The 22,902-nt window shown below is 66.6% G+C and carries 29 protein-coding genes; 12 read left to right on the plus strand and 17 right to left on the minus strand.

The genetic code is table 11. The annotated features are described in order from the left end of the window. The 4 genes from HW932_RS06745 to cooS form a co-directional block, all read left to right on the plus strand. On the plus strand, positions 1–876 hold an 876-nt coding region (locus HW932_RS06745; protein ID WP_176975735.1), incomplete at its 5' end, for an ABC transporter substrate-binding protein. Further along, positions 873–1,676, plus strand: a complete 804-nt coding sequence (locus tag HW932_RS21790; protein WP_222932263.1) for an ABC transporter permease — start codon at positions 873–875, stop codon at positions 1,674–1,676. The genes HW932_RS06745 and HW932_RS21790, both read left to right, overlap by 4 nt. A gap of 71 nt (positions 1,677–1,747) precedes the next feature. Further along, complete coding sequence (locus tag HW932_RS06755) at positions 1,748–2,680, plus strand: ATP-binding protein (RefSeq protein ID WP_176975736.1); 933 nt, start codon at positions 1,748–1,750, stop codon at positions 2,678–2,680. A gap of 53 nt (positions 2,681–2,733) precedes the next feature. Beyond that, positions 2,734–4,590 carry an anaerobic carbon-monoxide dehydrogenase catalytic subunit gene (gene cooS / locus HW932_RS06760; RefSeq protein ID WP_246296701.1) on the plus strand — a complete coding sequence of 619 codons (1,857 nt, stop codon included), beginning with the start codon at positions 2,734–2,736 and terminating at the stop codon, positions 4,588–4,590. 73 nt (positions 4,591–4,663) lie between these two features. On the opposite strand, the gene metX is transcribed toward cooS, so the two are convergent. The 11 genes from metX to HW932_RS21630 form a co-directional block, all read right to left on the minus strand. Beyond that, positions 4,664–5,839 (minus strand): homoserine O-acetyltransferase MetX, encoded by a 1,176-nt coding sequence (metX, locus tag HW932_RS06765; protein ID WP_176975738.1) that lies wholly within the window; start codon positions 5,837–5,839, stop codon positions 4,664–4,666. Beyond that, the gene (locus HW932_RS06770; protein WP_176975739.1) at positions 5,836–7,161 is read right to left on the minus strand and encodes an aminotransferase class I/II-fold pyridoxal phosphate-dependent enzyme; all 1,326 of its coding nucleotides are present in this window, start codon (positions 7,159–7,161) and stop codon (positions 5,836–5,838) included. The genes metX and HW932_RS06770 overlap by 4 nt, the downstream gene beginning before the upstream one ends. Positions 7,162–7,176: 15 nt before the next feature. Next, positions 7,177–7,842: an RBBP9/YdeN family alpha/beta hydrolase gene (locus HW932_RS06775; RefSeq protein ID WP_176975740.1), complete on the minus strand. Its 666-nt coding sequence runs from the start codon at positions 7,840–7,842 to the stop codon at positions 7,177–7,179. Between the two features lies 1 nt (position 7,843). Beyond that, on the minus strand, positions 7,844–8,665 hold the full coding sequence (locus HW932_RS06780) for an EAL domain-containing protein (protein ID WP_176975741.1): 822 nt from the start codon (positions 8,663–8,665) through the stop codon (positions 7,844–7,846). A 181-nt stretch (positions 8,666–8,846) separates the two neighbouring features. Beyond that, positions 8,847–10,049, minus strand: coding sequence for an acetate/propionate family kinase (locus HW932_RS06785; RefSeq protein WP_176975742.1), 1,203 nt, complete (start codon positions 10,047–10,049; stop codon positions 8,847–8,849). Continuing rightward, positions 10,046–11,461, minus strand: coding sequence for a bifunctional enoyl-CoA hydratase/phosphate acetyltransferase (locus tag HW932_RS06790; RefSeq protein ID WP_176975743.1), 1,416 nt, complete (start codon positions 11,459–11,461; stop codon positions 10,046–10,048). The genes HW932_RS06785 and HW932_RS06790 overlap by 4 nt, the downstream gene beginning before the upstream one ends. Before the next feature lie 4 nt (positions 11,462–11,465). After that, on the minus strand, positions 11,466–11,855 hold the full coding sequence (locus HW932_RS06795; protein ID WP_176975744.1) for an SDR family oxidoreductase: 390 nt from the start codon (positions 11,853–11,855) through the stop codon (positions 11,466–11,468). Positions 11,856–11,929: 74 nt separating this feature from the next. Beyond that, the gene (locus HW932_RS06800; protein WP_176975745.1) at positions 11,930–12,706 is read right to left on the minus strand and encodes a spermidine synthase; all 777 of its coding nucleotides are present in this window, start codon (positions 12,704–12,706) and stop codon (positions 11,930–11,932) included. A gap of 53 nt (positions 12,707–12,759) precedes the next feature. Beyond that, positions 12,760–12,984, minus strand: a complete 225-nt coding sequence (locus HW932_RS06805) for a hypothetical protein (protein WP_176975746.1) — start codon at positions 12,982–12,984, stop codon at positions 12,760–12,762. Then, entirely contained in the window at positions 12,981–13,760 is a 780-nt protein-coding gene (locus HW932_RS06810; RefSeq protein ID WP_222932264.1) for an FCSD flavin-binding domain-containing protein, read from the minus strand. Before HW932_RS06810 ends, HW932_RS06805 begins: the two co-directional genes overlap by 4 nt. Next, positions 13,757–13,948 carry a c-type cytochrome gene (locus HW932_RS21630; RefSeq protein ID WP_222932265.1) on the minus strand — a complete coding sequence of 64 codons (192 nt, stop codon included), beginning with the start codon at positions 13,946–13,948 and terminating at the stop codon, positions 13,757–13,759. The genes HW932_RS06810 and HW932_RS21630 overlap by 4 nt, the downstream gene beginning before the upstream one ends. A 405-nt stretch (positions 13,949–14,353) precedes the next feature. Between HW932_RS21630 and HW932_RS06815 the strand changes: the two genes are divergently transcribed. From HW932_RS06815 to HW932_RS06825, 3 genes are read left to right on the plus strand one after another with little or no spacing between them, the layout of a single operon-like run. Further along, on the plus strand, positions 14,354–14,722 hold the full coding sequence (locus HW932_RS06815) for a helix-turn-helix domain-containing protein (protein WP_176975747.1): 369 nt from the start codon (positions 14,354–14,356) through the stop codon (positions 14,720–14,722). Further along, a complete protein-coding gene (locus HW932_RS06820) occupies positions 14,719–14,883 on the plus strand; it encodes an RES domain-containing protein (RefSeq protein ID WP_242470441.1) in 165 nt (54 codons plus the stop codon). The genes HW932_RS06815 and HW932_RS06820 overlap by 4 nt, the downstream gene beginning before the upstream one ends. Next, positions 14,880–15,485 carry a hypothetical protein gene (locus tag HW932_RS06825; RefSeq protein WP_176975748.1) on the plus strand — a complete coding sequence of 202 codons (606 nt, stop codon included), beginning with the start codon at positions 14,880–14,882 and terminating at the stop codon, positions 15,483–15,485. Before HW932_RS06820 ends, HW932_RS06825 begins: the two co-directional genes overlap by 4 nt. A 170-nt stretch (positions 15,486–15,655) precedes the next feature. Here the strand turns inward: HW932_RS06825 and HW932_RS06830 are convergent, their stop codons facing one another. Genes HW932_RS06830 through HW932_RS06840 form a run of 3 tightly spaced genes read right to left on the minus strand, consistent with a single transcriptional unit; the run spans position 15,656 to position 17,095 of the window. Next, positions 15,656–16,384 carry a nucleotide-binding protein gene (locus HW932_RS06830; RefSeq protein WP_176975749.1) on the minus strand — a complete coding sequence of 243 codons (729 nt, stop codon included), beginning with the start codon at positions 16,382–16,384 and terminating at the stop codon, positions 15,656–15,658. Positions 16,385–16,438: 54 nt separating this feature from the next. After that, a complete protein-coding gene (locus HW932_RS06835; RefSeq protein ID WP_176975750.1) occupies positions 16,439–16,825 on the minus strand; it encodes a hypothetical protein in 387 nt (128 codons plus the stop codon). Positions 16,826–16,840: 15 nt separating this feature from the next. After that, entirely contained in the window at positions 16,841–17,095 is a 255-nt protein-coding gene (locus tag HW932_RS06840) for a hypothetical protein (RefSeq protein WP_176975751.1), read from the minus strand. Between the two features lie 124 nt (positions 17,096–17,219). Between HW932_RS06840 and purT the strand changes: the two genes are divergently transcribed. The 3 genes from purT (at position 17,220) to HW932_RS06855 (ending at position 19,601) form a co-directional block, all read left to right on the plus strand. After that, positions 17,220–18,422 carry a formate-dependent phosphoribosylglycinamide formyltransferase gene (purT, locus tag HW932_RS06845; protein WP_176975752.1) on the plus strand — a complete coding sequence of 401 codons (1,203 nt, stop codon included), beginning with the start codon at positions 17,220–17,222 and terminating at the stop codon, positions 18,420–18,422. Between the two features lie 271 nt (positions 18,423–18,693). After that, entirely contained in the window at positions 18,694–19,119 is a 426-nt protein-coding gene (gene parS, locus HW932_RS06850; protein WP_338081297.1) for a type II RES/Xre toxin-antitoxin system antitoxin, read from the plus strand. After that, positions 19,119–19,601, plus strand: coding sequence for an RES family NAD+ phosphorylase (locus HW932_RS06855; RefSeq protein ID WP_176975754.1), 483 nt, complete (start codon positions 19,119–19,121; stop codon positions 19,599–19,601). Before parS ends, HW932_RS06855 begins: the two co-directional genes overlap by 1 nt. A 49-nt stretch (positions 19,602–19,650) precedes the next feature. On the opposite strand, the gene HW932_RS06860 is transcribed toward HW932_RS06855, so the two are convergent. Beyond that, positions 19,651–20,256 (minus strand): lysozyme family protein, encoded by a 606-nt coding sequence (locus HW932_RS06860; RefSeq protein WP_176975755.1) that lies wholly within the window; start codon positions 20,254–20,256, stop codon positions 19,651–19,653. A gap of 202 nt (positions 20,257–20,458) precedes the next feature. Between HW932_RS06860 and HW932_RS06865 the strand changes: the two genes are divergently transcribed. After that, positions 20,459–20,743 carry a type II toxin-antitoxin system TacA family antitoxin gene (locus tag HW932_RS06865; RefSeq protein ID WP_176975756.1) on the plus strand — a complete coding sequence of 95 codons (285 nt, stop codon included), beginning with the start codon at positions 20,459–20,461 and terminating at the stop codon, positions 20,741–20,743. A gap of 140 nt (positions 20,744–20,883) precedes the next feature. Next, positions 20,884–21,249 carry a GNAT family N-acetyltransferase gene (locus tag HW932_RS06870; RefSeq protein WP_176975757.1) on the plus strand — a complete coding sequence of 122 codons (366 nt, stop codon included), beginning with the start codon at positions 20,884–20,886 and terminating at the stop codon, positions 21,247–21,249. A 33-nt stretch (positions 21,250–21,282) separates the two neighbouring features. Here HW932_RS06870 and HW932_RS06875 read toward each other — a convergent pair whose 3' ends face one another. Then, positions 21,283–21,465, minus strand: a complete 183-nt coding sequence (locus tag HW932_RS06875) for a hypothetical protein (RefSeq protein WP_246296702.1) — start codon at positions 21,463–21,465, stop codon at positions 21,283–21,285. Between the two features lie 63 nt (positions 21,466–21,528). Then, positions 21,529–22,611 (minus strand): META domain-containing protein, encoded by a 1,083-nt coding sequence (locus HW932_RS06880; protein WP_176975758.1) that lies wholly within the window; start codon positions 22,609–22,611, stop codon positions 21,529–21,531. Positions 22,612–22,902 lie beyond the last annotated feature (291 nt).

Genomic DNA, 22,902 nt, shown 5'->3' on the forward strand with positions numbered 1-22,902 from the left:
CGCTATGGCTCGAATTTTCCGGCCAAGGTGACGGCCTGGAACCACATGGCCGGCTCGGCGCTGACCGTTGCGCCGACCATCGAGTCGGTCAAGGATCTGGGCGGTCAGCAGGTGGCGATCCCCTTCTGGTACTCGATCCACAACGTGGTGCTGCAACAGATCCTGCGCGACGCCGGTCTGACTGTGGTCACGCGCCCTAAGGACAAGCCGGGGCCGAACGAGGTGGTCCTGACCGTGATGGCTCCGGCCGACATGGGGCCGGCGCTCGCCAATGGCGCCATCGCCGGCTTCATCGTCGCCGAACCCTTCAATGCCGCCGCCGAGACCCAGGGCATCGGCAAGATCCTGCGCTTCACCGGCGATGTCTGGAACAACCACGCCTGCTGTGTCGTCTTCCAGCACGAGCGGGATCTCCAGGAGCGGCCCGAGTGGTCGCAGCAGGTGGTCAACGCCATCGTCAAGGCTCAGCACTGGATGCGCGATCACCGCGCCGAGACCGCCGCCCTGCTCGCGCGCGACGGCAGCGGCAAATACACGCCGTTCCCGCAGCCGGTGCTGGAACGGGTGCTGGTGCCCAATGCCGAGCGCGACCGCGAATATCTGGCCAGCGGCGCCAATCGTCATGCCGACTGGAATCGCGAACGCATCGATTTTCAGCCCTGGCCCTTCCCCTCCTATACCGAGGCGCTGGTACGGGCACTCAAGGACACCCAGGTCGAGGGCGACAACGGGTTCCTTGCCGGCCTGGATCCGGCTTTCGTCGCCCGCGATCTGGTCGATGACCGCTTCGTGCGCACGGCCATCGAGTCCGTCGGTGGCCTCGGCGCCTTCGGCGTGACCGGCGGCTGGGAGCGGACCGAGAGGATCGCGGTGTGAGCGAGTCGGTCGAAATCCAGGCGGACGGGTTATCCGCGTCCGGCCGGCGCCTTGAACTGGGCTGGCTGCTGCCGGCCGGCGGACTGCTCCTGACCCTGGCGCTCTGGTGGCTGGCGACCGCGCCCGAGCTGGGCGCCTCACCGCTGGCGGCGCGCTTCTCGCCGGCGGCGACCTGGGACGCGACGCTGGCGCTCGCGGCGACCAACGAGCTCTGGCCGCACACGGTCGACAGTCTGCGCCGCGTCGTCGTCGGTCTGGTCCTGGCGCTGGCGGTGGGCGTGCCGATCGGTCTGCTGGTCGGCGTCTCGCGCACCTTCGAACGGTCTACCACCGCGACGTTTCAGTTCCTGCGCATGATCTCGCCGCTGTCCTGGATGCCACTGGCGGTGATGGCGCTCGGCATCGGCGACGCGCCGGTCTATTTCCTGCTCGCCTTCGCCGCCGTCTGGCCGATCGCGCTGAACGTCGCCGCCGGGGTGCACGCCATCGACCCGCGCTGGCAGCGTCTGGCGCGCAGTCTGGCCGCCCGGCGTCTAGAGGTGCTGATCGGCATCGTTATCCCGGCCATCGTCGGTCACCTGCTCACCGGGGTGCGGCTTGCCATCGGGCTGATCTGGGTGGTGCTGGTTCCGGCCGAGATGCTCGGCGTCCAGGCCGGACTCGGCTATTTCATTCTGGATACCCGCGACCGCATGGCCTACGGCGAGCTGATGGCGGTGATCCTCTTCATCGGTCTGCTCGGCTATCTGCTCGATCTCGCGGCGCGGCTCGCCCATCGCGCCTGGGACCGACGGGATTGATGTCTGGCGAGTGCCGAAGTCGAGACGATCCATCCACGGACCCCATGAGCCATCCACTGGAGTACCAAGCCATGTGCCAAACCCCAGCCTCCGAACAGCGTGATCCGCGCTCGGCGCCTCCCGAGGTGCAGCATCCGTTGTCGCATCGCCATCTCGCCGGCACGACGCGTCGCGGCTCGACGCGAGCTGCCTCGACGACATCGAACGCGCACCCACTGCGCATCGCGATCGTCGGCAAGGGCGGCGTCGGCAAGACGACCGTGGCCGGTGCGCTGGCGCGCACGCTGGTGGAGCAGGGGCGGCGCGTGCTGGCACTGGACGCCGATCCGGACGCCAATCTGGCCTCGGTGCTGCCGCTCGATGGCGTCGAACCTCCGCAGCCGCTCGCCCATCAGCGTGACCTGATCCGTGCCGCCGCCGGTGTCGGCGAGCTGCCGCTCGGGTTCTTTCAGTTCAATCCGGATACTGGCGATCTCCTGCCACGAGGTACCGTGACCTGGGGCGGCGGAAATCCGTTGGTGGTGCTCGGTTGGAGCAAGTCGGGCGGAGAAGGCTGCTACTGCGCCGAACACGCCGTGCTGCGGCGCCTGCTCTCCGATGCAGCGGCGCTACCGGCCAATGTCACCCTGATCGACAGCGAGGCCGGGCTGGAGCATCTGAGCCGGGGCACCATCGCTGGGGTGGATCTGGTGCTGGTGGTGGTGGAACCGGGGCAGCGCAGTCTGGAGACCGCCACCGCCGTGCGCCGGCTCGCCGGGGATCTGGGGATCGCGCGCGTGCATGCTGTGGTCTGCGGCTATCGCGACCGCGCCGAATTGCTCAAGCTGCGCGGTCGGCTCGGCGACTGGCCGCCGGTCGCCGCCTTTCCCTATGACGAAGCGGTGCGCGCGGCCGATCTGGCCGGCCGCCCTCCACCGCTGGAAGGCGCGTTCCGAGAGGCCGCCGAGACCCTAGCCGCCAACGTCCTGCAACTGGCCGACCGTCTCCAGGCGCTGCCGGAATGAGTACGGGGTCGTCCAGGAAGGCACGCCAGGGATTTCCCACCAAAGCCGAAGTCATGGCGCAGACGCCGGATCCGGCGGTGCGCCAGATGCTGGTGCGAATGGAGCAGCTCGGTCTCGAGACCGCCTTCGACCGCTTCGATGCCCAGAAGGCCCACTGCGGATTCGGACTCGACGGCACCTGCTGCCGCATCTGCAACATGGGGCCATGCAAGGTCACGGCACGCAGCCCACGCGGGGTGTGTGGAGCCGATGCCGATCTGATCGTGGCGCGCAACATCCTGCGCTGGGTCGCCGCTGGGGTCGCCTCCCACGGTGCGCGCGGACGCGAGGTGATGCTGACCCTCAAGGCCGCCGCCGAGGGGCGCGTGGCCCTGCCGATCCGGGGCGAGGCCAAGGCGCGCGCCACCGCCCGCGCCTTCGGCATCGACGACCCGGCCAAAAGCCTGCCCGAACTCGCGGGCGAGATCGCCGATATCCTGCTGGAGGATCTGTCGCGCAGCGTCCCCGACGTCCATCGCACGCTCCAGGCGCTTGCGCCGCCGGAACGGCAGGCCGTCTGGGAGGCACTCGGCATCCTGCCGATCAGCGCCTATCACGAGGTCTTCGAGGCGCTGCACCGCACCGGGACCGGCACCGATGGCGACTGGGAAAACGTCATGCGCCAACTGCTGCGCTGCGGACTCGCCTTCGCCTGGAGCAGCGTGCTCGGCTCCTCGATCGCCATGGACATCCTCTATGGCCCGCCGCGCCGCGACCGCATCGCCGCCAATCTCGGTGCGCTTGATCCGGATACGGTCAATATCGCCATCCACGGCCATTCGCCGGTGCTGCCGATGGCCATTGTCGCCGCCGCCGACGATCCCGAACTGCAAGCGCTGGCCAGCGAACAGGGCGCCGCCGGCATCCGCTTCTACGGCATCTGCTGTTCGGGGCTCTCGTCGCTCTACCGTCACGGCGGGGTCAGTCCGCTCGCCAACGCCATCGGCGCGGAACTGGTGCTGGGTACGGGCGCGCTCGATCTCTGGATCGCCGATGTCCAGGATGTCTATCCGGGCATCATGGAGGTGGCGCACTGTTTCCACACGCGCGTGGTGACGACCAACGATTCCTGCCGCCTGCCGGGGGCCGAGCACATCGGTTTCGATCATCATCACGCCAACCTCGATGAAGTTCACGCACTCGCCCGCCGGATCGTGCGGATGGGGATCGAACAGTTCCCGCAGCGGCGCGCCGCCAATGTCTTCGTGCCGCGCCAGGTCATGGAGGCCGAGATCGGTTTTTCGATCGAGAGTCTCACGGAGACCTTCGAGGGACTGCCGAACCTGCTGGCGGCGCTCACCGATGGCCGGGTGCGCGGCATCGTCAACCTGGTCGGCTGCAACAACCCCAAGGTGCTCTACGAAAAGACCCTGTGTGAAGTAGCCGATGCGCTGCTCGCCGCCGATTGTCTGATCCTGACCAACGGCTGCGCCTCCTTCCCGCTGCTCAAACTCGGCTATTGCACCGAAACGGCGCTGGAGCGCACCGGCCTTGGTCTGCGCGCGCTGCTCGGCGAGCGCGGGCTGCCGCCGGTCTGGCACATGGGCGAGTGTCTCGACAATGCGCGCGCTTCGGGACTTTTTCGGGCACTGGCCGATCTGGCGGGACGGCCGATCAAGGAGATGCCCTTCGCCTTCGCCAGTCCGGAATGGAGCAATGAAAAGGGCGTGGGCGCGGCGCTCGGCTTCCGCCTGCTCGGTGTGCCGTCCTATCACTGCGTGCCCGCGCCCATCGGCGGCTCGGCGGCGGTCTCGCGGTTCTTCCATGAGACGACGCAGGACACGCTGGGCGCGGCGATGGTCGTGGAGCGCGATCCGCAGCGTCTGGCCCAGAGGATCATCGAGGATCTGAACGTGCGTGCGATCGGCTGATTGAGCCCCGTCGGAACACGGTGGATACCCTTCGGTGCGCGCCAAGGTCGCGGCGATCAATGCACTTTCCAGGTCAGGAAGGCCCGCCTGAAGCCTGGTACTCGGGTATGGGTCTGTCTTTGAACCTCGGCACCGTATCCCAACCCGACCTGAAGTCCTCGGCGGCGTGAAGCGTACCGTTTCGCCGCGATTTGAACTCCAGCAAGGCATCGTGGAAACGGGCGGCGTCGATGAGGAACCCGTCGTGCCCATGCACCGAATCGATGGCCAGCAGGGTCGCGTTCGGGATCAGTCGCACGAGTTCCCACTGGTCGCTCGGCACATAGAGTCCGTCGCTGTCGATCGAGCCGATCAGGACCGGTTGCCGGATGGCACGCAGGACCGCCTCGTAGTCACCGCGTCCGCGCGCCAGATCATGGGTGTCGAGCGCATCGATCAGTATCCGATAGCTGTTGGCATCGAAGCGCTCAGTCAGCGACCGGCCGTGATGGCGCAGCCAGCCGTTGACCGCATAGTCGTCGGGGACATCGGAGGCGGCACCGAAGACCGCGTGACCCGAGCGGCGTCCGAAACGCTCTTCCAGCGAACGCGGACTGCGGTAGGTCGCCATGGCGATGGCACGCGCGGCGGCCAGTCCGGCGCGTGGCGGATCGCGCGGATCATAGTCGCCGTCGCGGTATCTGGGATCGGCGGCCAGGGCCAGACGCTGTGCCTCGCTCCAGGCCAGACACCAGGCCGAATGGCGTCCGCTGGCGGCCAGCGCCGCCACCGCCATCACCCGCTCGGGATCGAGCAGCGCCCATTCCAGCGCCTGCAAGCCACCCATCGAGCCGCCGATCACCAGTTGCAGGCGCCGGATGCCGAGCGCGTCGATCAACGCCATCTGGAGACGCACCTGATCGCGGATCGTCACCCGAGGAAAGCAGCGTCCCCAGGGGCGGCCATCCGGGGCTGGACTGGTCGGACCCGTGGTGCCGTAGCAGCCGCCGAGCACATTGCTGCAGACGATGAAATCGCGTTCCGGATCCAGCAGGCGACCGCGCCCGAACAGCGGCGCCCACCAGTCATCGGCATCCGCCGAGCCGGTCAGGGCGTGACAGACCAGGATGGCGTTGTCTGCCGTGGGGGATAGTCGCCCCCAGGTGCGATAGGCGACCTCGACCTCGGGCAGCCAGGCGCCGGATTCCAGCCTGAACGGCCGTTCGAGCCGCCGATGGCGGGTCTGCGCGCTGAGCCGGAACGCCGTCACGCCGCGTCCTCGGGATGGGCGTGCCGCAACGCCCGATCGAAATCGGCCTTGATGTCCTCGATGTGCTCGATGCCGACCGACACCCGGATCAGGTCGGGCCGTACCCCGGCCTGACGCTGTTCCGTGTCGGACAACTGCTGATGCGTGGTCGAGGCCGGATGGATGACCAGGGTCTTGGCGTCGCCGACATTGGCCAGATGACTGGCCAGCTCGACATGGTCGATGAAGCGGCGTGCCGCCGAGGCGCCGCCGACCACGCCGAAGTTGAGCACCGAGCCGAAGCCGTGGCGCAGATAACGCTTGGCCTTGGCGTTGTAGAGATGGTCCGGCAGACCGAGATACTCGACCCAGGCCACCTGCGGATGCGCGCGCAGCCACTGGGCCAGTTCCAGCGCATTGTCGGCATGACGCTGCACGCGCAGCGAGAGCGTCTCGACGCCTTGCAGCAACTGGAAGGCGTTGAAGGGCGAGAGTGTCGCGCCGACGTCGCGCAGCCCCTCGACCCGCGCGCGGATGGCGAAGGCGATGTTGCCGAAGGCGCCGCCGCTGCCGAAGACCTCCCAGAAGTTCAGCCCGTGATAGCCGGGCGCCGGGTCGGTGAACAGCGGAAACTTTCCGTTGCCCCAGTCGAAGGTGCCGGCATCGACGATGATGCCGCCGATCGAGGTGCCGTGTCCGCCGATCCACTTGGTCGCCGAGGCCACCACCACGTCCGCGCCGAAGTCGATCGGGCGGGCGATGAAGCCGGCCGCGCCGAAGGTATTGTCGACGATCAGCGGGATGCCGTGCTCATGAGCGAGTGTCGCCAGCGCCTCGAAGTCGGGCACGTTGAAACGCGGATTGCCGATGGTCTCGACATAGAGCGCCTTGGTGTGTTCATCGATGGCCCGGCGGAAATCGTCCGGATCGTCGCCGTCGACGAACTTCACGCCGATGCCCAGACGCGGCAGCGTGACCTTGAACTGGTTGTAGGTGCCGCCGTAGAGATAGCTGGTCGAGACGATGTTGTCGCCGGCCTGGGCCAGCGTCGTCAGCGCCAGGAACTGCGCCGCCTGACCCGAGCTGGCGGCGACCGCCGCCACGCCGCCCTCGAGCGCGGCGATGCGCTGCTCGAAGACATCCGTGGTCGGGTTCATGATGCGGGTGTAGATGTTGCCGAACTCCTTGAGCGCGAACAGACGCGCGCCGTGATCGGCGTCATTGAAGGTATAGGACGTCGTCTGATAGATGGGGACCGCGCGGGCGTTGGTGCCGGGCGCGGGCGATTGGCCGGCGTGGACCTGGAGCGTTTCGTAGCGATAGTTGGCCTTGAGGTCGGTCACGATGGAATTCCTCGATCAAAGGGGCTGGGTAGCATGGATAGCGGCGGCGGCGGGGCGTGGGACGCGCGGATGGAATCCGGAGAGACGCGCGGGTGTCGGTGTCACGTCCGGCCGCTGGAATCGACCGGACTGCAGGGCGCGCAGCAGCGCCAAGCCCTGCGGCCAGGGACCGAATCCCGAGTCGACGTTGATGTGTCCGGCCTCGCCGATGTCGATCACCGCACTGCCCCAGAGTCCGGCCCAGTGCTCGACCGTTTCCAGGCGCATCCAGGGATCGTTGCGGCTGGCCACCACCAGGCTGGGGAAGGGCAGGGGCGTGAACGGCAGATCGGCGGCTAGCGAGCGCCGGCTGTTGCGCCGCGTCCCGGCGCGCACGCCGCGCGGCGAGAAGCGTTGCGGGTCGGCCGGGGCCACCAGTAGCGCGCCGGCGATGCGCCCGGCCAGCCCGGTCCCGGCGCTCACGGCCGTGAGGCAGCCGAAGCTGTGCGCGACCAGCCATACCGGCTCGGAGGATTCGAGGATCGAACGCCGGACGGCCTTGGCCCAGCGGCTCAGGATGGGCGCTTCCCAGTCGATGCCCGTGACGCGACGCGCGCCGGGCAGCCGCTCCTGCATCCAGGTCTGCCAGTGCGCCGGACCGCTGCCGTGATAGCCGGGGAGGATGAGCGTGGTCCGGTGCATATCAGGACGCCTCCCGGACGCGCAGGTCCGCGACCGCGCGGAACAGCTCGCCCTCGACCAGCTCGGCCCCCAGCGCCTGGGCGCGCTCCAGAGCCTCCGGGGTGTCGATGCGATCGATCCAGAGACCGATGCTGTGGGCCTGGGCCTGACGGCTCCAGTCCAGCAGGGCGTCCTGGTCGTGGCGCCAGATGTAAGGCGGCAGGTCGGTCACGACCCAGCCCACGCCGAGTTCGTGCAGGACACTCCAATCCGTGTCGTCGAGCGCCGGCCGGGTCGCCAGCAGCCGATAGCCGTGACGCGCGAAGCTGCGCGCCGCCGCTTGCACATGCGGATCCTGCTGGAGCGCGCGTCCGTTCAGGCGTAGCACGACCTGACTGGGTTCCAGCCCGAGCCGGTGGAGCAGTTCCTGGAACACCTGGCCATGCTGTTCGGGCAGGGCGCTGAGGTGGCGCAGATGCACCCCGAGCACCAGCCAGGCATTGGTGTCGTGGCCGGCGCTCAGATGATGCAGGGCATGGAAGGTGCGCAGAAAGCGATCGAGGAAGAGCACGTCCTCGGCGTCCCAGGCATGGACGTAGAGCGCCTCCGGTTTCATGGGGTGCCCGCGGCTGCTTTCGACCCGCAACTGGGCGCTGTAGGCCGCCACCGTGCCATCGCCTGTACGCACCACGGGCACCTGATGGGGCGTCAGACGAAAGCCCGCGATGCCCGCGCTGAGTTGGCCCTGGCGGTAGCGGAAGCCCGCCTGCTCACGTAACCGCGCGGTCGGATGCAGTTGATGCAAGCGGTCGTTGAGATACTCGACAACACTGGTCAGCGGCATGGCCGGCCTCCCTCGATGAATGCGCTAGGGGAACCGCCGCAGGGCGGATCGGGATGATTCGAGGGATGGACGATAGCGCCGCCGGGAAGCGGCGTAAAAGAATATGAAATGCTTTTTTTATATGATTTGAGAATAAAAAAAGCGCGCGGCGGGAGAGACCGCCGCGCGCCGAAGGGATGGATCATTCAGGATCCATGCAAAGGCAACGGGTGTGATGCGCGATCATGCGCTCCTCGTCGGTCGGGATGATCCAGGCGCCGACCCGGCTGTCCGCGACGCTGATCCGGGTGGAATGGGCCGCATTGGCCGCCGGATCCAGCTCCAGGCCGAGCCAGGCGCAACCGGCGCTGACCGCCGCGCGGATCGGGGCGGCGTGCTCGCCGATGCCGGCGGTGAACACCAGATGATCCAGTCCGCCCAACACCGCCGCCAGCGCCCCGATCTCGCGCACGATCCGATGCACGAAGAGTTCGATTGCCTCGCGCGCGCCGTCCTCGCGGCTGTCGAGCAGCACACGCATGTCGGCGCTGAATCCGGAGACGCCGAGCAGACCGGATTCGTGATAGAGCAACCGTGCGACCTGTTCCGGCGTCAGTCCCTCCTGTTGCAACAGATGCAGCACCACGCCCGGATCCAGATAGCCGCAGCGTGTCCCCATCGGCAGGCCGTCCAGGGTGGTGAAGCCCATGCTGGAGGCGACACTGACCCCATCGCGCGTGGCGCACAGACTGGCTCCCTGACCCAGATGGGCCATCACCACCCGTCCGGTCTCGGCCCGTCCGAGCTGCCGGGCCAGACGCCGGCTGACGTATTCATAGGACAGGCCGTGGAAACCATAGCGGACGATACCGGCCTCGCTCAGTCGGCGCGGCAGCGCATAGGCCTGCGCGACCCAGGACTGGCCGGTATGGAAGCTGGTGTCGAAACAGGCCACCTGCGGCAGTTCGGGACGCAATGTCGCCAGCAACCGCACCGGCGCCAGGCTGTTGGGCTGATGCAGGGGCGCGAGCGGGGTCAGGGCGTCGAGCCGGTCCAGGGTCTCGGCATCCAGCCGCACCGGCTGACGATAATCGCGTCCGCCATGCACCACGCGATGGCCGACGGCCGCGATCCGTTCGAAACCGGACTGCGCCTCCAGCCAGGCGAGCAGCCGTTGCAGCGCGGCGGCCTGGTCGAAGACCCCATCGGTCGCGAGCGCCTCGTCGGTCAGGGTGGCGCCGGCCCCATCGCGGATCAGCAGATGGGGCCGGGCGCCGCCGAGTCCGGAGAAGTGCCCTCGGGCGCGTAGAGCGAGAGCGTCCGGTTCGGCCCCGGCACCCGGCGTGAAGACGGCGAACTTGAGGCTCGACGAGCCGTTGTTGATGACCAGCAGTTCGCCGCTCATGGACCCTTCTTCAACTGGTATTGCGCCAGCAGCAGCGCCAGGGCGCAGGAGGCCATGCGGGTGATGGCGTCATCGGCGCGGCTGGTCAGCACGATGGGCACGCGCGCCCCGACCACCAGACCGGCGCCGCTGGCGTCGGCCAGATAGGTGAGCTGCTTGACCAGCATGTTGGCGGCCTCCAGATCCGGCGCCACCAGGATGTCGGCGCGTCCGGCCACCTCGGAGACGATCCCCTTGGTCGCCGCCGCCGTCTCGGAGACGGCGTTGTCGAAGGCCAGCGGACCATCGAGCACGGCGCCGCTGATCTGACCGCGCTCGGCCATCTTGCACAGCGCGGCGGCCTCGACCGTCGAGCGGATGCGCGGATTGACGGTCTCGATCGCCGAGAGGATGGCGACCCTGGGTTGGGCGATGCCGATCGCGTGGGCCAGATCGATGGCGTTCTGCACGATATCGACCTTCTCCTCCAGGGTCGGGTCGATGTTGATGCCGGCGTCGGTGATGAAGAGCGGACGCGGATAGGTCGGCACGTCGAAGGCGCTGACATGGCTGATGCGCCGCTCGGTGCGCAGGCCCGAGTTGCGCCGGACCACCTCGCGCAGCAGCTCGTCGGAGTGCAGCGAACCCTTCATGATGGCCTGCACCGCGCCGCTGCGGGCGAGCGCCACCGCCTGTTCGGCCGCCGCGTGACTGTGGGGCACATCGATGATCCGGAAACCGCTGATGTCGACCTCGGCGGCGTCCGCCGCCTGACGGATGCGCGCCTCCGGTCCCACCAGCACCGGGACGATGAGTCCGGCCTGGGCCGATTCCAGGGCGCCCAGCAGGGCCTGTTCGTCGACCGGATGCACCACCGCCATCGCCACCGGCTCGGGCTGGGTCGCGGCGTCGAGCAGTTCGTGGAGCTTGGCCCGCTCGGCCAGGCGCACCCGCGGCATGATGGTGCGCGCGCGGCGGATCTTCTCGGTCGGCGCCAGGACATCGGCCACGCCCTCGATCACATGGCGGCCGTCCTGATTGGTGCAGAAACAATCGAAGGTGACGCGCTTCTTCTCGTCGTCCTTCTCGCGCACCCGGACCGTCACCTTGAGCACGTCGCCCAGGCCGACCGGGGCGCGGAAGCGCAGGGTCTGTCCCAGATAGATGGTGCCGGGGCCGGGCATCTCGGTGCCGAGCACAGTGGAGATGAGCGCGCCGCCCCACATGCCGTGGGCGATGATCTCCTGAAAGCGGCTGCTCTTGGCGAAGTCCTCGTCGACATGGGCCGGGTTGACGTCGCCCGACATCACCGCGAACAGCTTGATGTCGTCCATGGTCAGACGGCGCTCGATGCCGGCGCTGTCGCCGATCTGGAGTTCGTCGAAGGTCCGGTTCTCGATGAAGGTCTTGTCGTGATGGTTGTCCGTGACCATGCTCTCAGGCCCTCACGTTGACGCCGGCGTCGACATAGGTGGTGCTGCCGCTCAGGCCGCTGCCGGCCTCGGAGGCGAGGAACACGGCGGTGCGTCCGACGTCGTCGATGGTCGCCAGCCGGCGCAGCGGGGCGCGACTCTCGGCGCTCGCCAGCAGCTGATCGATCCACGACTGGAGAGACTGTAGATGAGTCCAAAGGTTCGATGCCGCCCGCAGCGCTCGTTCATCGCTCGGACTGTACCCCTGGCGAATGCAGTGCTCGCGAATCGATCTGTGATGAACGGCAACGAAGTCTTCAACCGTCAAATGCACGTCGTCGAGGATGGCGTGGAATGTCGCCCGGTTGGTGGTGGCGAGATCGAAGAAAAGACGCGCTGGATCCCGGTCTGGCATGTGGCTACGTCCCCGACAGATAGATTTGCGGTCGTCGAGCGACCGAACTCAGATTCGATTGCAGGCGCTCCTGATCACGCTCGATGGCTCTCCTCGAGATGGAAGCCCAGCAATTCCAGCAGGACACCTGCGATCGAGCCTCCCAAAAGGCCGCCGAGCAGTCCGTGTGGAATATGACTCGCCACTCCCGCGAATACGGATGTGAACTGGGCGTCCAGCATCAGGATCGTTGCACCGCCGACGAACCAGATGCTGGCGCCGACGACCGCGGCGATGAGCCCCGCGACCAGGGGCGCGGACAGGGCGGCGGGCAACCGGCGGACTGCACCCTCGACCAGCCAGTGTTCCGAGAGCTGGAACAGGACGCCGACGCTCGTCACCGCGATGGCAGCCAGAACCAGCATGTTGGTCTGCCGGCCGGACAGTGCGAAGATCAGGACCAGCCCGGCCCCCGCCAGGATTCCGGCGAGCAGACCATTGAGCATCTCGGCCAGCGGACGGCTGCCGCGCGTGATCGTCCAACCATAGAGACTGCCAGCCACCAGACCGGCGACTCCAGCCAGACCGACGAGGGTGGGGAGTTCGATCCTGAGACCACTCGCCATCAGATAGCCGATCGAGGCCAGGACACCGGCCATCGAGCCGATCAGCGCAACGGGCATGGCGCTGTAGAAGGCCGAGGTCGTCATGCCCGCGATGGCGGTCGCGATCATCAGGCATTGCCAGCCCGGCAGTCCGAACACCCAGCACACGCCATAGAGTCCGGTGAAGAGCGCCCCGAACAGGGCGCCCGCCAAACCCCAGACGATCAAAATCATCGCGATGGCGACGCCGTGGTCTTTCGTCGGCATGAAACTTCTCAGTGAGCGACGCGCAGGAGGGAGGAGGGCGTTCGGTCCGGTGATCATCGCAGCGCGCGTTCCAGTTGGCGGATGCCGACGGCTCCGCCGGCGGCGATGGCCCCCAGCCAGGCCCGCAGACGGTTTAGATTCCCCATGAGCAGGGCGTCGGAGATCGCGCCCAGGGTGCAGAAATGGGTGATATGAGCCGTCGCCCCAAAGAGGGTGCCGGCCAGGAAGCCGACACCGGCCACCCGTGTGCCGACCGGAATCGCTTCGAATATCGTCATTTGAGCGTGTCGGACCAGATGTTGCGCGCCCAGGCCAACGCATAGTCCGCTTCCAGCGCGTTGCGTGACTCGGACAGTCCGCCGGCGCCCTCGACGCTCGCCAGGATCTGTTCTTTGGCGTCGAACTTGTGGACCGAGGCCACATGCAAGGCTTCACGGGCGGAGACGAAGCTGTAGCAGGTGTTGGCGATGATGGGTGATTCATTGACCGGAATCCCGGCGAGACGGGCGATGACCGCATCCGCCGCCACCTTGGCATGATTGTTGGCCATGAAACCTGACTTCGGATTGGCGTCGAGGATGAGGATCTTGCTGCGCGGCTTGTGCCGTTTGAAATACTCCGCGATCAGACTCGCCCGCTCGAAGGGGCCGGGCGGGCAGCGGTAGGGCATGGCCGGTACTGAGATCACGAAGGTGCCGCCGTTTCGCAGGTCTTGCAGTCGCCGGCGCAGGGCAACCGTTTGCGGTCCGGCCTTCCAGGCATGGGGTACCCGCGCCTGGGCCTCGGTCGACGCGAGACCGGGGAGGCGGTCATAGAGGAAATCGATGCCGGGCGCCACGATCAGACGGTCCCAGGGCAGAGGATCGCCGTTGGCCAGCCGCACCTGACGTCGATCCGGATCGATGGCCAGCGCCTCGTCGCGCACCAGCCGCACGCCATGCGCCTTCAGGCCATCGTAGGACAGGGTGATGTCGTCGATGTCCTTGACCCCCGCCAGCACCAGATTGCTGATCGGGCAGGAGACGAACCGGGCATTGCGCTCGACCAGAGTCACATCCAGTCCGGGCGCCCGGCCAGGGGAAGCGCGCCCTTTTGGGCCTGGCCATCGGTTCCGTGACAGGCGGCGCAGGAGGCGGCCCAGGTGCGCACCTGACGCGGGCTGGAGTCGGCCTGAAGCCCGGCGGAGGAAAGGCCTAGGGCCAGGCCGAGCGCCATGATGATGGGAGGATGGTCGGATCTCATCGGCATTCCTGGTGGTGTCGAGTGGAATCAGCACAGGGACTGCCGACTAGACTCGCTCAGGAGGCGAGAGACACGAACCAAGAAAATCTGATAAGGAAATCAGGTCATACGCGACGCACGACTGGCTATCAGTCTGCAATCAATCCACTGAATCCGATATGTAGGAGGCACAGAAATTGGCTGGCAGCTGACGTTTCCTGCCAAACCGGAACTCCCGCGTCAGGGTCGGCGGTGTCACGTCTTCTTGCTCAACGATGATCGTGATCATGTGTTTCAGGCGATGCACATAAGGTTGGCCGGTTCTGGACTTTCAAACGGCCAGACGCTAATGACAACTAGGCTTGAGCGATGCCTATACTGTGCGTAATATGTGCCTATATTTTAGGTGCACTCAGGAGAAACGCCATGTTCGCCCGCTTCGCCGACGTGCTTGAATCGACGCGGGAACCGGGTACGTCGCGGTTCTCAGCCTCGGGCGTCGCGCACATTCTCGGCCTGCAACAGCAGGATCTGGCCGAGCTGGCCGGGGTCCATCGCAACACCCTGCGCACCCACCCGGAATCGCCGAGACTGCAATCGGCACTGCGCGACCTGATGCGTGTGCTGTCGGCCGCCACGGCGATACAGCCGGATCCGCCGCGCGCCATCTTCCTGATCAAGAACGAGCCCATCGCGGCGTTTCGTCACCAGACCCTGTTGCAGCTGGTCCAGCAAGGTCGAACCGAGGACGCGATTGACTATCTGGAGTCGATCCGCGCCGGGTTCGTCGGATGATCCTCTCCGACTTGCCGCCCGGCACCACCGTATTCCGCGCGCATACCCCACAGTGGGCCAGCCGGCCGACCAGCGGCGCCGGTGCCGCGGCCCGAGGTGGGCGCTTCAACCGCGAAGGCGTCGAGGCGCTGTACCTGTCGTTGGAGGCAGTGACCACATGATCTCCTCCCTGGCTACCTGTTCCCAGGCCACCATGAACGATGGCGAACGGTCGGTACCACGGCGTGCATTCATCGGGCTCCTCGCGCTCACCATGAGTGGCTGCGCTATCGCGCCTCGGGAACCGTACCCCGAACTGTCCTTGACGGTGACCGCTCCCATCCAGATTCCTGCCGGCCAGGCGCATGCCGTCCTTCAGAGCGGTCGAGTCGTTGGTACGAGCAATCGACTTGCACCCTATTGTGAACTCGAGGTTCGCCGCGTCTCAGGGGTGGAGCCGCAGCTGATCACGCACGGTGATTTCCAGGTTGACCGCCTCCGCCACAGCGTGCTGCTGGATCCAACGACACGTCTGCCGGCCTTCATCTTTGGGTCGAGTTGTGCCGACCCGCTCTATCAGGAGAGCATTTGGCAGCTGCACTCGGATATGCCCAGCGAGGTGCTCTTTCTGCGCTGTATCGCCCCCTATTTCCACTGCACTCTCGGACCACCGCTCACACCCGAGCAGGTTCAGCAGCAGGTCGGACGTTATCTCCGCGTACAAACGAGCGATCCAGCCGTTCTGTCCCACGCGCCTGCTACAACAACCCCACCGCCAGACTGACAATACCGCTGACAACGAAGCTCCAACACTTGGAAACCTTAAGCGACAAGGGTGAAAAATCAAATTATTCAATGATTTGTCGTGAAAATCTGGGGGGCGACACGCAGGCGACTCAGGACGACAAGGGTAGCCGGTCTGCTCGCTCTGTCGCCCCGTGTCGCCCGCGCGGTCTACTGAGCGGCGGCCCCGAAGACCTGATCCAGCTGCCCCCAGAGCGCCTGCTTGACCCGGCGCAGCCGCATCTGCGGCATCAGGCGCAACTGGTCGATCGCCTCATCGAAGGTCCAGCGCTGTTTGAGCATCTGCTCGACATCCTGGCCGAAGGTGGCGGCCGGGTATTTCGCCAGCCGGATCCAGCCCAGAATGCGGGCTTCGAACACCCGAAACAGCTCCAGCTCCGTGACCGGACAGCCGCGATGCTCCAGCGTCCCCAGATGGGCATTGAGCCAGATCAGGGTCGGCGCCTGTGTGTGCTCCAGGACCGCCTTGGTGCTGCTCAGGGTCTCGGCCATATCCGGCCCGCCGGCGATGACCGAGTTGAGGATCACCGGCACGCCCAAGGTGTCCAGCAGGCTGAACAGATCGTTCTCGACGGCATAGGCCATCAACGGCTGAAAGCCGTTGCTGCCGACATCGACGACGAAGTGCGTGTCGGTCTCGGCACTTGTGAGGGTCTCGACCAGCTGATCGAAGGCACGCGGATTGACGACATGCTCCTCGGCCAGCCGCAGATAGGCGCACTGCAACGGCCGGTAGCGCAGCAGGGTGGGGTTGGTGGTATCGGTGTCGATACAGCGCACCGAGCGCCCGCGTTCCTGGAGATACTGGGCCAGGATCGAGGAGACATAGCTCTTGCCCACGCCGCCCTTGGCCTGGAGCGTCAGATACAGAATCGACATCGCGGATGACCTCATGCATGGTTGGAATGGAGCGGGACGCGCCGGGCCGAGCGCCTAATGGATTTCGCTGTCGTCGCTGAGCGGATCCCAGCGAAAGGTGGCGGGCGGCCGGGCGGGCGGCTGGGGGTCTGAATCCTGACGGGGCGGCGTGGGGATGCGGACAGGCGAGGCACTGGAGCGGCTGAGTACCGTCGTGACAGCGCTCGGATCCGGTCGCCAGGTTGCCAGATAGCGTCGAAACTGCCGCAGACTCATCGGCGGCGGATGACCCAGCGCGGCCAGTGCCCGGTAGAGTGCGCCGGCCCGGTAGCCGACGGCCAGTGCCCGGCGGATCGCCGTCTGGTGCTGCTGCATGAACGCCCGCGCCCTGGAGGGACGAACGGCCGGCGTCTGGGCCAGCTGTGTCAGGATCCGTTCCGGATCGAGCCGCTCCTCCGCCATCGTTGTCCTCCCCGCTCATTTCGGCGACGCTGAGGCGGCTCGATACCCTGGGAGTGGGCGCTGATCGAGACCTATGAGCCGCGCTTCGCCGAGATCCGTCTCCTGCTGCACCAGATCGGCATCCTTCGGCGTCAGGCGCGACACCTGACCATGCTCCTGGAGCGACGCGAGCGGCCCGACAGTGGGCTGGAGTTCGAGCTTCAGGACTGAACCACAGCGTCCCGCGTGAGTCTGAAGCGCCACGCGACGCCTGAGATTCAGCGTCCTCACCCAGGTTCAGTCATAGCGGCGTGGCACTGGATGCCCCCAGCCTGGCGTCCTATCATCGCGTTCACGATCCTCAGCTGGATTGTCATTCCCCAATCCCATCCACCGCCTGCCCTGCGGAGCCCCCATGCCTACACTCGGAACCGCTTTGACCCCCTCGGCCACCAAGGTACTGCTCTGCGGGGCCGGCGAACTCGGTAAAGAGGTCGTGATCGAACTCAAGCGCCTCGGCGTCGAGGTCATCGCCTGCGACCGCTATGCCAATGCCCCGGCGATGCAGGTGGCCGATCGCGCCCACTGTTTTTCCATGCTCGACGGGGCGGAGCTGCGGCGGGTGATCGAGCAGGAGCGCCCGGACCTCATCGTCCCCGAGATCGAGGCGATCGCCACCGAGACGCTGCTGGAGCTGGAGGCCGAGGGATTCCGGGTCGTGCCCACCGCCCGCGCCGTCCAGCTGACCATGAACCGCGAGGGCATCCGTCGTCTGGTGGCCGAGGAGCTGGGACTGCCGACTTCGAACTACCGGTTTGCCGACACCTACGCTGAGTTCATGCAGGCGGTCGCCGAAATCGGCCTGCCGTGCGTGGTCAAGCCGATCATGAGTTCCTCGGGCAAGGGCCAGAGTCTGGTGCGCCACGCCGACGAGCTGCCGGCGGCCTGGGACTATGCTCAGGTCGGCGGACGTGCCGGCGGTGGCCGGGTGATCGTCGAGGGCTTCATCGACTTCGACTACGAAATCACCCTGCTGACGGTGCGCCATCGCGACGGCGCCACGTTCTGCGAACCGATCGGCCATCGCCAGGAAGAGGGCGACTATCGCGAATCCTGGCAGCCGCAACCGATGACGCCGCGTGCGCTGGAGCGTGCCCAGACCATCGCCGCCCAGGTGACGGAGGCGCTGGGCGGGCAGGGGATCTTCGGCGTCGAACTCTTCGTGCGCGGCGATGAGGTGATCTTCAGCGAGGTCTCGCCCCGTCCCCATGATACGGGTCTGGTGACACTGATCTCACAGGATCTCTCGGAGTTTGCCCTGCACGCCCGCGCGATTCTGGGATTACCGATCCCGGCCATCCGTCAGCTGGGGCCGGCGGCCTCGGCGGTCATTCTGGCCGAAGGGGTGTCCACACAACCGCGCTTCGGCAATCTGGCCGCCGCCCTGGCCGAACCCGGAACCGATCTGCGTCTGTTCGGCAAGCCCGAGGTGCAGGGGCGACGCCGACTGGGCGTGGCTCTGGCGTGCGGCCGGAGCGTTGAGGAGGCCACCGCGCGGGCCGTGCGTGTGGCTGAGCAGGTGCAGGTCCGGCTTGACGAGGCGGTGGGGGATCGGTGACAGCGCGGAGGTTTGGCCGCCTCCGGTCGGCGAGGATGCCATTGGCGCCATTCCTCCAGGAGTTCGTCGCGGTGTTGTACGACCCAATCCATGACCTCGGCGCGCAATCCGCGCGGTCAGGCATCATCGGTGTCCAGGGAGTCCGTAGACGGCAGTGGCGTGAGGTTGTCGCAGAGGCGTGGCGGCTTTACTTTTGGGTCAAGGATACGCCAATATTGTTTTACGCGAACGCCAAATGGCCATACTCATGTCTGCACCGATACACCCCCCTGTGAGTTCCGCGGCCGGTCTGCTGGGCGGTCGGCGTATTTTGCACGCGCAACCGCGTCAACCCATGGATTGGGTGGCCCTGGTCCGCCAGGGATTGCCGGCGGCGTCCGTCGACAGCCTGGTCCGCTCGACACACCTGACCCAGTCACAACTGGCCCAGGCGTTGGCCATTCCTGAGCGCACGCTGGTCCGACGCAAACGTGAGGGGGCCTTGTCGCCGGACGAGTCGGCCAAGGTGGTGCGGTTGGCGCGTGTGGTCGAGCGCGCCGAAGGGGTGTTCGAGTCCACCGAGGTGGCCCTGAACTGGCTGCAAGCCGCCAATGCCGCGCTCGGCGGTGTTTCGCCGCTGTCCCTGCTGGACACCGAAATCGGGGCCGAGAGTGTACTGGACACGCTGGGGCGCATCGAGCACGGGGTCTTTGCCTGATGCCGACAGGCACAGTCACGGCCTGGCGCATCACCACCGCCCGCTTCGCCGCGCAGGCGTTCAGCGGGGAGGGGGCCAGACGCTATGGCGGACGCTGGAATCCGAAAGGCTGGCCCGTGGTCTACACCGCTGCGTCACCCTCGCTGGCGTTGCTGGAGATGCTGGTTCAGGACGCGCCACTGCGGGCTCACTATGTCTTGATCCAGGCCCAGTGGCCCGAGTCCCTGGCCGAGACGCGCCTTGAGAGCGATCCGCTGCCCGAGGACTGGCGCACCCTGGGGGGACGGGATGGGCTGCAAGCCATGGGGCGTGACTGGCTGGCGGCCGGTGAGACGGCCGTACTCAGCGTTCCCAGCGCGGTCATGCCCCTGGAGCGCAATCGGCTTCTCAATCCGCTGCATCCGGACTTTGCGCATATCCGGATCGGCCAACCTCATTCGCTCGCGACCGATATACGCCTGTTACGCCATATGGAACCTTGAGACGTTTGAGGCCTCCCCACACGCGAGGCCGGAGCGTGATTCCATGGTTTCACCGCCCATCGGCGCGGTCAGCCTGTGGCCGAGCGCCCGCCTCGAGTGCCGCCGCCATGGCCAGCACCCGCCGCCCATAGGCGCGTGCCCGGCTGGAATCTCGCCAGTGGTGGTAGCGCCCCAGTCCCAAGGCCAGGTCATCGGGGGCCGAGCCGATGGCCTCGGCCAGGAGGCGGGCGCCGAGTTCGAGGTTGGTGCGGGCCTCGAGCAGGTCTTCCGGAGCGCGCACCCGCCGGCCGTGCCAGTGCAGGTTGATCTGCAACAGCCCGACATCGATGGCCCGGGGCGGATGGCGCGCAAGCAGTTGGCGCAGGGCATGGGCCGCCTCGGCCTTGGAACGATGGAACTGCGACCCCTCGGGACTGCGCCGCGTATAGGGCCACGGCTGCGCGTGGCCCGGACCGGCGCGACGGCGGCTCTTCTGGAGCGCCACCCCATAGAGCCAGTGCGGATCAAGTCCGTGGCGCGCCGCCACCGTCTCCCACAGGGTGCCGCGCAAGAAGGCCCCTCCCGCCTCAGTCCTGGAGACAGCGGACGTTGAGGAGGCGCTGATCAGGCGAATCGGCGGAGCGGCCTGGACCGGGCCGCCCAGACTCCAGAGCATGATCGCGACCGGAACCTGTCCGTCATGCGAGAGCGGTCCATGGAGCGAAGCACCGTTTTTGACGGTTCCGGATGGGGGAGTGGACGATAACCAGGGTTGGAGGGCGCCCAGCTATTCCTGGTCGGCCAAGCGGGTGTTGCAGATTCGTAGAAAGCGAGCCAGTCTATTTCCGTACATTATCCGTACTTGACAGGATGCCGCCATGCCTACAGCACTTGAGCGTATCGACCTGCGCACCTCCGTCGAAACGAAAGCCCTGATCGCGCGCGCGGCGGCCACCACGGGAATGTCGGTGAGTGCCTTTCTGTTGAGCGCCGCTCGGGAGCGCGCCCACGCGGTGCTGAGTCAGACCGACTCTCTGACCTTGACCCCGCGTGACTGGGAAGCCTTCGTCGCGGCGTTGGATCATCAGGACCGTCCGCGCCCCAAGCTCACGGCCGCGATGGAGCGCTATCGCGCCTGGAAATCCGAGCCAACGGACGCTTGAGCGCCGGCCGCTGATGCGCCTCGAACCGTTGCCCGCTCATCACGATCGTCGTGCCTTCAGCTGTGGTGAAGACGATCTGGACCAGTACCTGCGCCGCTTTGCACGCCAGCACGCTGCGGCCAACCTGAAGTCGTACCTATGTGGCCGCTGAGGGCTCGACGGTGCTGGGCTTCTACAGTCTGGCCATGGCCGCCATCCTCAAGGATCAGCTACCGGCGGCTCACGCCGCACGCTTTCCCCGTTTCCCGCTTCCGGTCGCGCGTCTGGCCCGTCTGGCGGTCGATCAGTTGCATCAAAAACAGGGCCTGGGTGAACGGTTGTTGATGGATGCGTTGCAGCGATGCGCGCGGCTGGCCGAGGAGATCGGCATGGTGGGCGTGATCGTCGATGCCAAACACGAGCGGGCACGCGGCTGGTATGAGCGCTACGAATTCGAGCGCTTCCCGGATGCACCGCTGACACTATGGCTGCCGACCGGGGTGATCACGCGACTGTGCGGCGCCTAGCCGGGGCAGGGTGGTGAGGCGCACCGAGAGCCCTCATGGGTCGACTCGCGGACGGTCCGAAGCGGACGTGTCGGTATTGGCCGTCGGGGTGACGCCGGCGACATCCAAAATCCGCGCCCCATGCTGCTCCAGGGCGACGCGCACCGAGTCCTCACCAAAGCGAGCGTAGACAGCGGTGGTCGACTGGTTGGAATGGTTGAGAACCCGTCCGATCAAGTGCAGCGAGTCTCCCGATTGGGCCAGCCAGTTAGAGCCTATACCTTTTCGCTATCCGCTCCCTCATTCGCCCATGGAGCTGGCCGTCAGCACCCGTTCGCCATCGGCACGATGGACATCGAGCATCCCGCGCACGATATCCCAGGTCGTTGCACTCTCCAACGCGGCAAGGAACGCTTGCTCCTGGACCATCACCGCTTCGTCGCAGGCCTTGCGCGTGGTCGCCAGCGGATGGATCGTCAGCCTGTTCTCTGCCGCTGTGAATGATCCGTGGAAGCGATTGCAGCCGCTGCTGCCCGAAACCTGGCCGTCCTGGAACATTAGGGTGAGCCGGGTACCTGTCTGTGGGCTCACGACGGCCTGCCGTCCGTTGTTGTAGCCGGTGACCTCCCATTGCCCGCCCTCCAGTGAGAGTGGCGCCTCCCGCTCGAAACGCAGCGGCGCCCCTCCACCCACCGGCGTCAAGATCAGCGCGTCTCCGGCACCGGCAACCCCCAAGGCTCCGGAGAACGATCGGAGGAAAGCCTCCTCGACCGACATCGCCGGTTCCGGGCAGGCCATCATCGTTCCGCCCAACGTACCGAGGACGAGCGTCTCGCCTTCCAGGGTGTACGACCCCATGAACTGATTGCACCCCGAGAACCCATGCGTCCGACCGGCGTGGAACCGGACCGTGACTGCATGGCGAGCGTGATCGGTCGGTAGCGTCTTGCCCGGCAGCTCGGTGAGACGCCAGGTCGTATTCTCGACGGTCGCCGAAACATCCGGCGCTTCCGGCACACGGCAGCAACCGGTGTAATGGCGTCCATTCGGGAGCGAGACCTTGACCGCATAGGGATGTACGGCATCCGACATCCCATCGCTGCATGCGCCCTCGTGCAAAAACGCCACCAGCTCTCCTCCATCGGACGTGATGGCCTGACCACGCCAGACCGACTCCTTCTGCCCGGTCGCTGTATCCACAGCACCGAGATATTCCACGACCGGAGAATCCGGCGTCGAGAACCGGGCCTTCCCTGTCTCGGTGAGATCCAGACTCCAGAACGGCTCATTTCCGAAGCAGATCAATGGCGGCTCTTGAGCCGGGGACGCGGTCAGCGGCGCGGCCACGAAGACGAGCGCCAGCGGCCAAGTGTTTCTGCTCATATCGACACCTCGGTTGTCAAAAGTCCAGTCCGGCGCGACGGCGACGCGGCGCTGTCGCTCGGTGGCCCGGTTCGGCGGCATCAGAACGGCGCAGGGTTTGCTCGATCCGCTTCGATCCCGTGCCTCGGACGTGAAAGGTCGCGGGCGCCTGACCCGCGATATCTAGTGTACGCACAGTAGATCGGCGGGTTTACGGCGGCTATTGGACCTTGGTTAAAGGCGACGGAAGATGCCGTAGAGCCAAGGTCGGGACTCAAAGCACCGTCGATCTCGTCGACCTTCGTTGACGAC

The organism is Allochromatium humboldtianum (genome assembly GCF_013385175.1).
Taxonomy (GTDB): Bacteria; Pseudomonadota; Gammaproteobacteria; order Chromatiales; family Chromatiaceae; genus Thermochromatium; species Thermochromatium humboldtianum.

Bases quoted from the DNA above. Each gene is read 5' to 3' on its own strand.
- HW932_RS06755 (WP_176975736.1), top strand. From the start codon at position 1,748: ATGTGCCAAACCCCAGCCTCCGAACAGCGTGATCCGCGCTCGGCGCCT.
- cooS (WP_246296701.1), top strand. From the start codon at position 2,734: ATGGCGCAGACGCCGGATCCGGCGGTGCGCCAGATGCTGGTGCGAATG.
- HW932_RS06775 (WP_176975740.1), bottom strand. From the start codon at position 7,842: ATGCACCGGACCACGCTCATCCTCCCCGGCTATCACGGCAGCGGTCCG.
- HW932_RS06780 (WP_176975741.1), bottom strand. From the start codon at position 8,665: ATGCCGCTGACCAGTGTTGTCGAGTATCTCAACGACCGCTTGCATCAA.
- HW932_RS06785 (WP_176975742.1), bottom strand. From the start codon at position 10,049: ATGAGCGGCGAACTGCTGGTCATCAACAACGGCTCGTCGAGCCTCAAG.
- HW932_RS06790 (WP_176975743.1), bottom strand. From the start codon at position 11,461: ATGGTCACGGACAACCATCACGACAAGACCTTCATCGAGAACCGGACC.
- HW932_RS06795 (WP_176975744.1), bottom strand. From the start codon at position 11,855: ATGCCAGACCGGGATCCAGCGCGTCTTTTCTTCGATCTCGCCACCACC.
- HW932_RS06800 (WP_176975745.1), bottom strand. From the start codon at position 12,706: ATGCCGACGAAAGACCACGGCGTCGCCATCGCGATGATTTTGATCGTC.
- HW932_RS06805 (WP_176975746.1), bottom strand. From the start codon at position 12,984: ATGACGATATTCGAAGCGATTCCGGTCGGCACACGGGTGGCCGGTGTC.
- HW932_RS21630 (WP_222932265.1), bottom strand. From the start codon at position 13,948: ATGAGATCCGACCATCCTCCCATCATCATGGCGCTCGGCCTGGCCCTA.
- HW932_RS06815 (WP_176975747.1), top strand. From the start codon at position 14,354: ATGTTCGCCCGCTTCGCCGACGTGCTTGAATCGACGCGGGAACCGGGT.
- HW932_RS06820 (WP_242470441.1), top strand. From the start codon at position 14,719: ATGATCCTCTCCGACTTGCCGCCCGGCACCACCGTATTCCGCGCGCAT.
- HW932_RS06825 (WP_176975748.1), top strand. From the start codon at position 14,880: ATGATCTCCTCCCTGGCTACCTGTTCCCAGGCCACCATGAACGATGGC.
- HW932_RS06830 (WP_176975749.1), bottom strand. From the start codon at position 16,384: ATGTCGATTCTGTATCTGACGCTCCAGGCCAAGGGCGGCGTGGGCAAG.
- HW932_RS06835 (WP_176975750.1), bottom strand. From the start codon at position 16,825: ATGGCGGAGGAGCGGCTCGATCCGGAACGGATCCTGACACAGCTGGCC.
- purT (WP_176975752.1), top strand. From the start codon at position 17,220: ATGCCTACACTCGGAACCGCTTTGACCCCCTCGGCCACCAAGGTACTG.
- HW932_RS06855 (WP_176975754.1), top strand. From the start codon at position 19,119: ATGCCGACAGGCACAGTCACGGCCTGGCGCATCACCACCGCCCGCTTC.
- HW932_RS06860 (WP_176975755.1), bottom strand. From the start codon at position 20,256: ATGCTCTGGAGTCTGGGCGGCCCGGTCCAGGCCGCTCCGCCGATTCGC.
- HW932_RS06865 (WP_176975756.1), top strand. From the start codon at position 20,459: ATGCCTACAGCACTTGAGCGTATCGACCTGCGCACCTCCGTCGAAACG.
- HW932_RS06880 (WP_176975758.1), bottom strand. From the start codon at position 22,611: ATGAGCAGAAACACTTGGCCGCTGGCGCTCGTCTTCGTGGCCGCGCCG.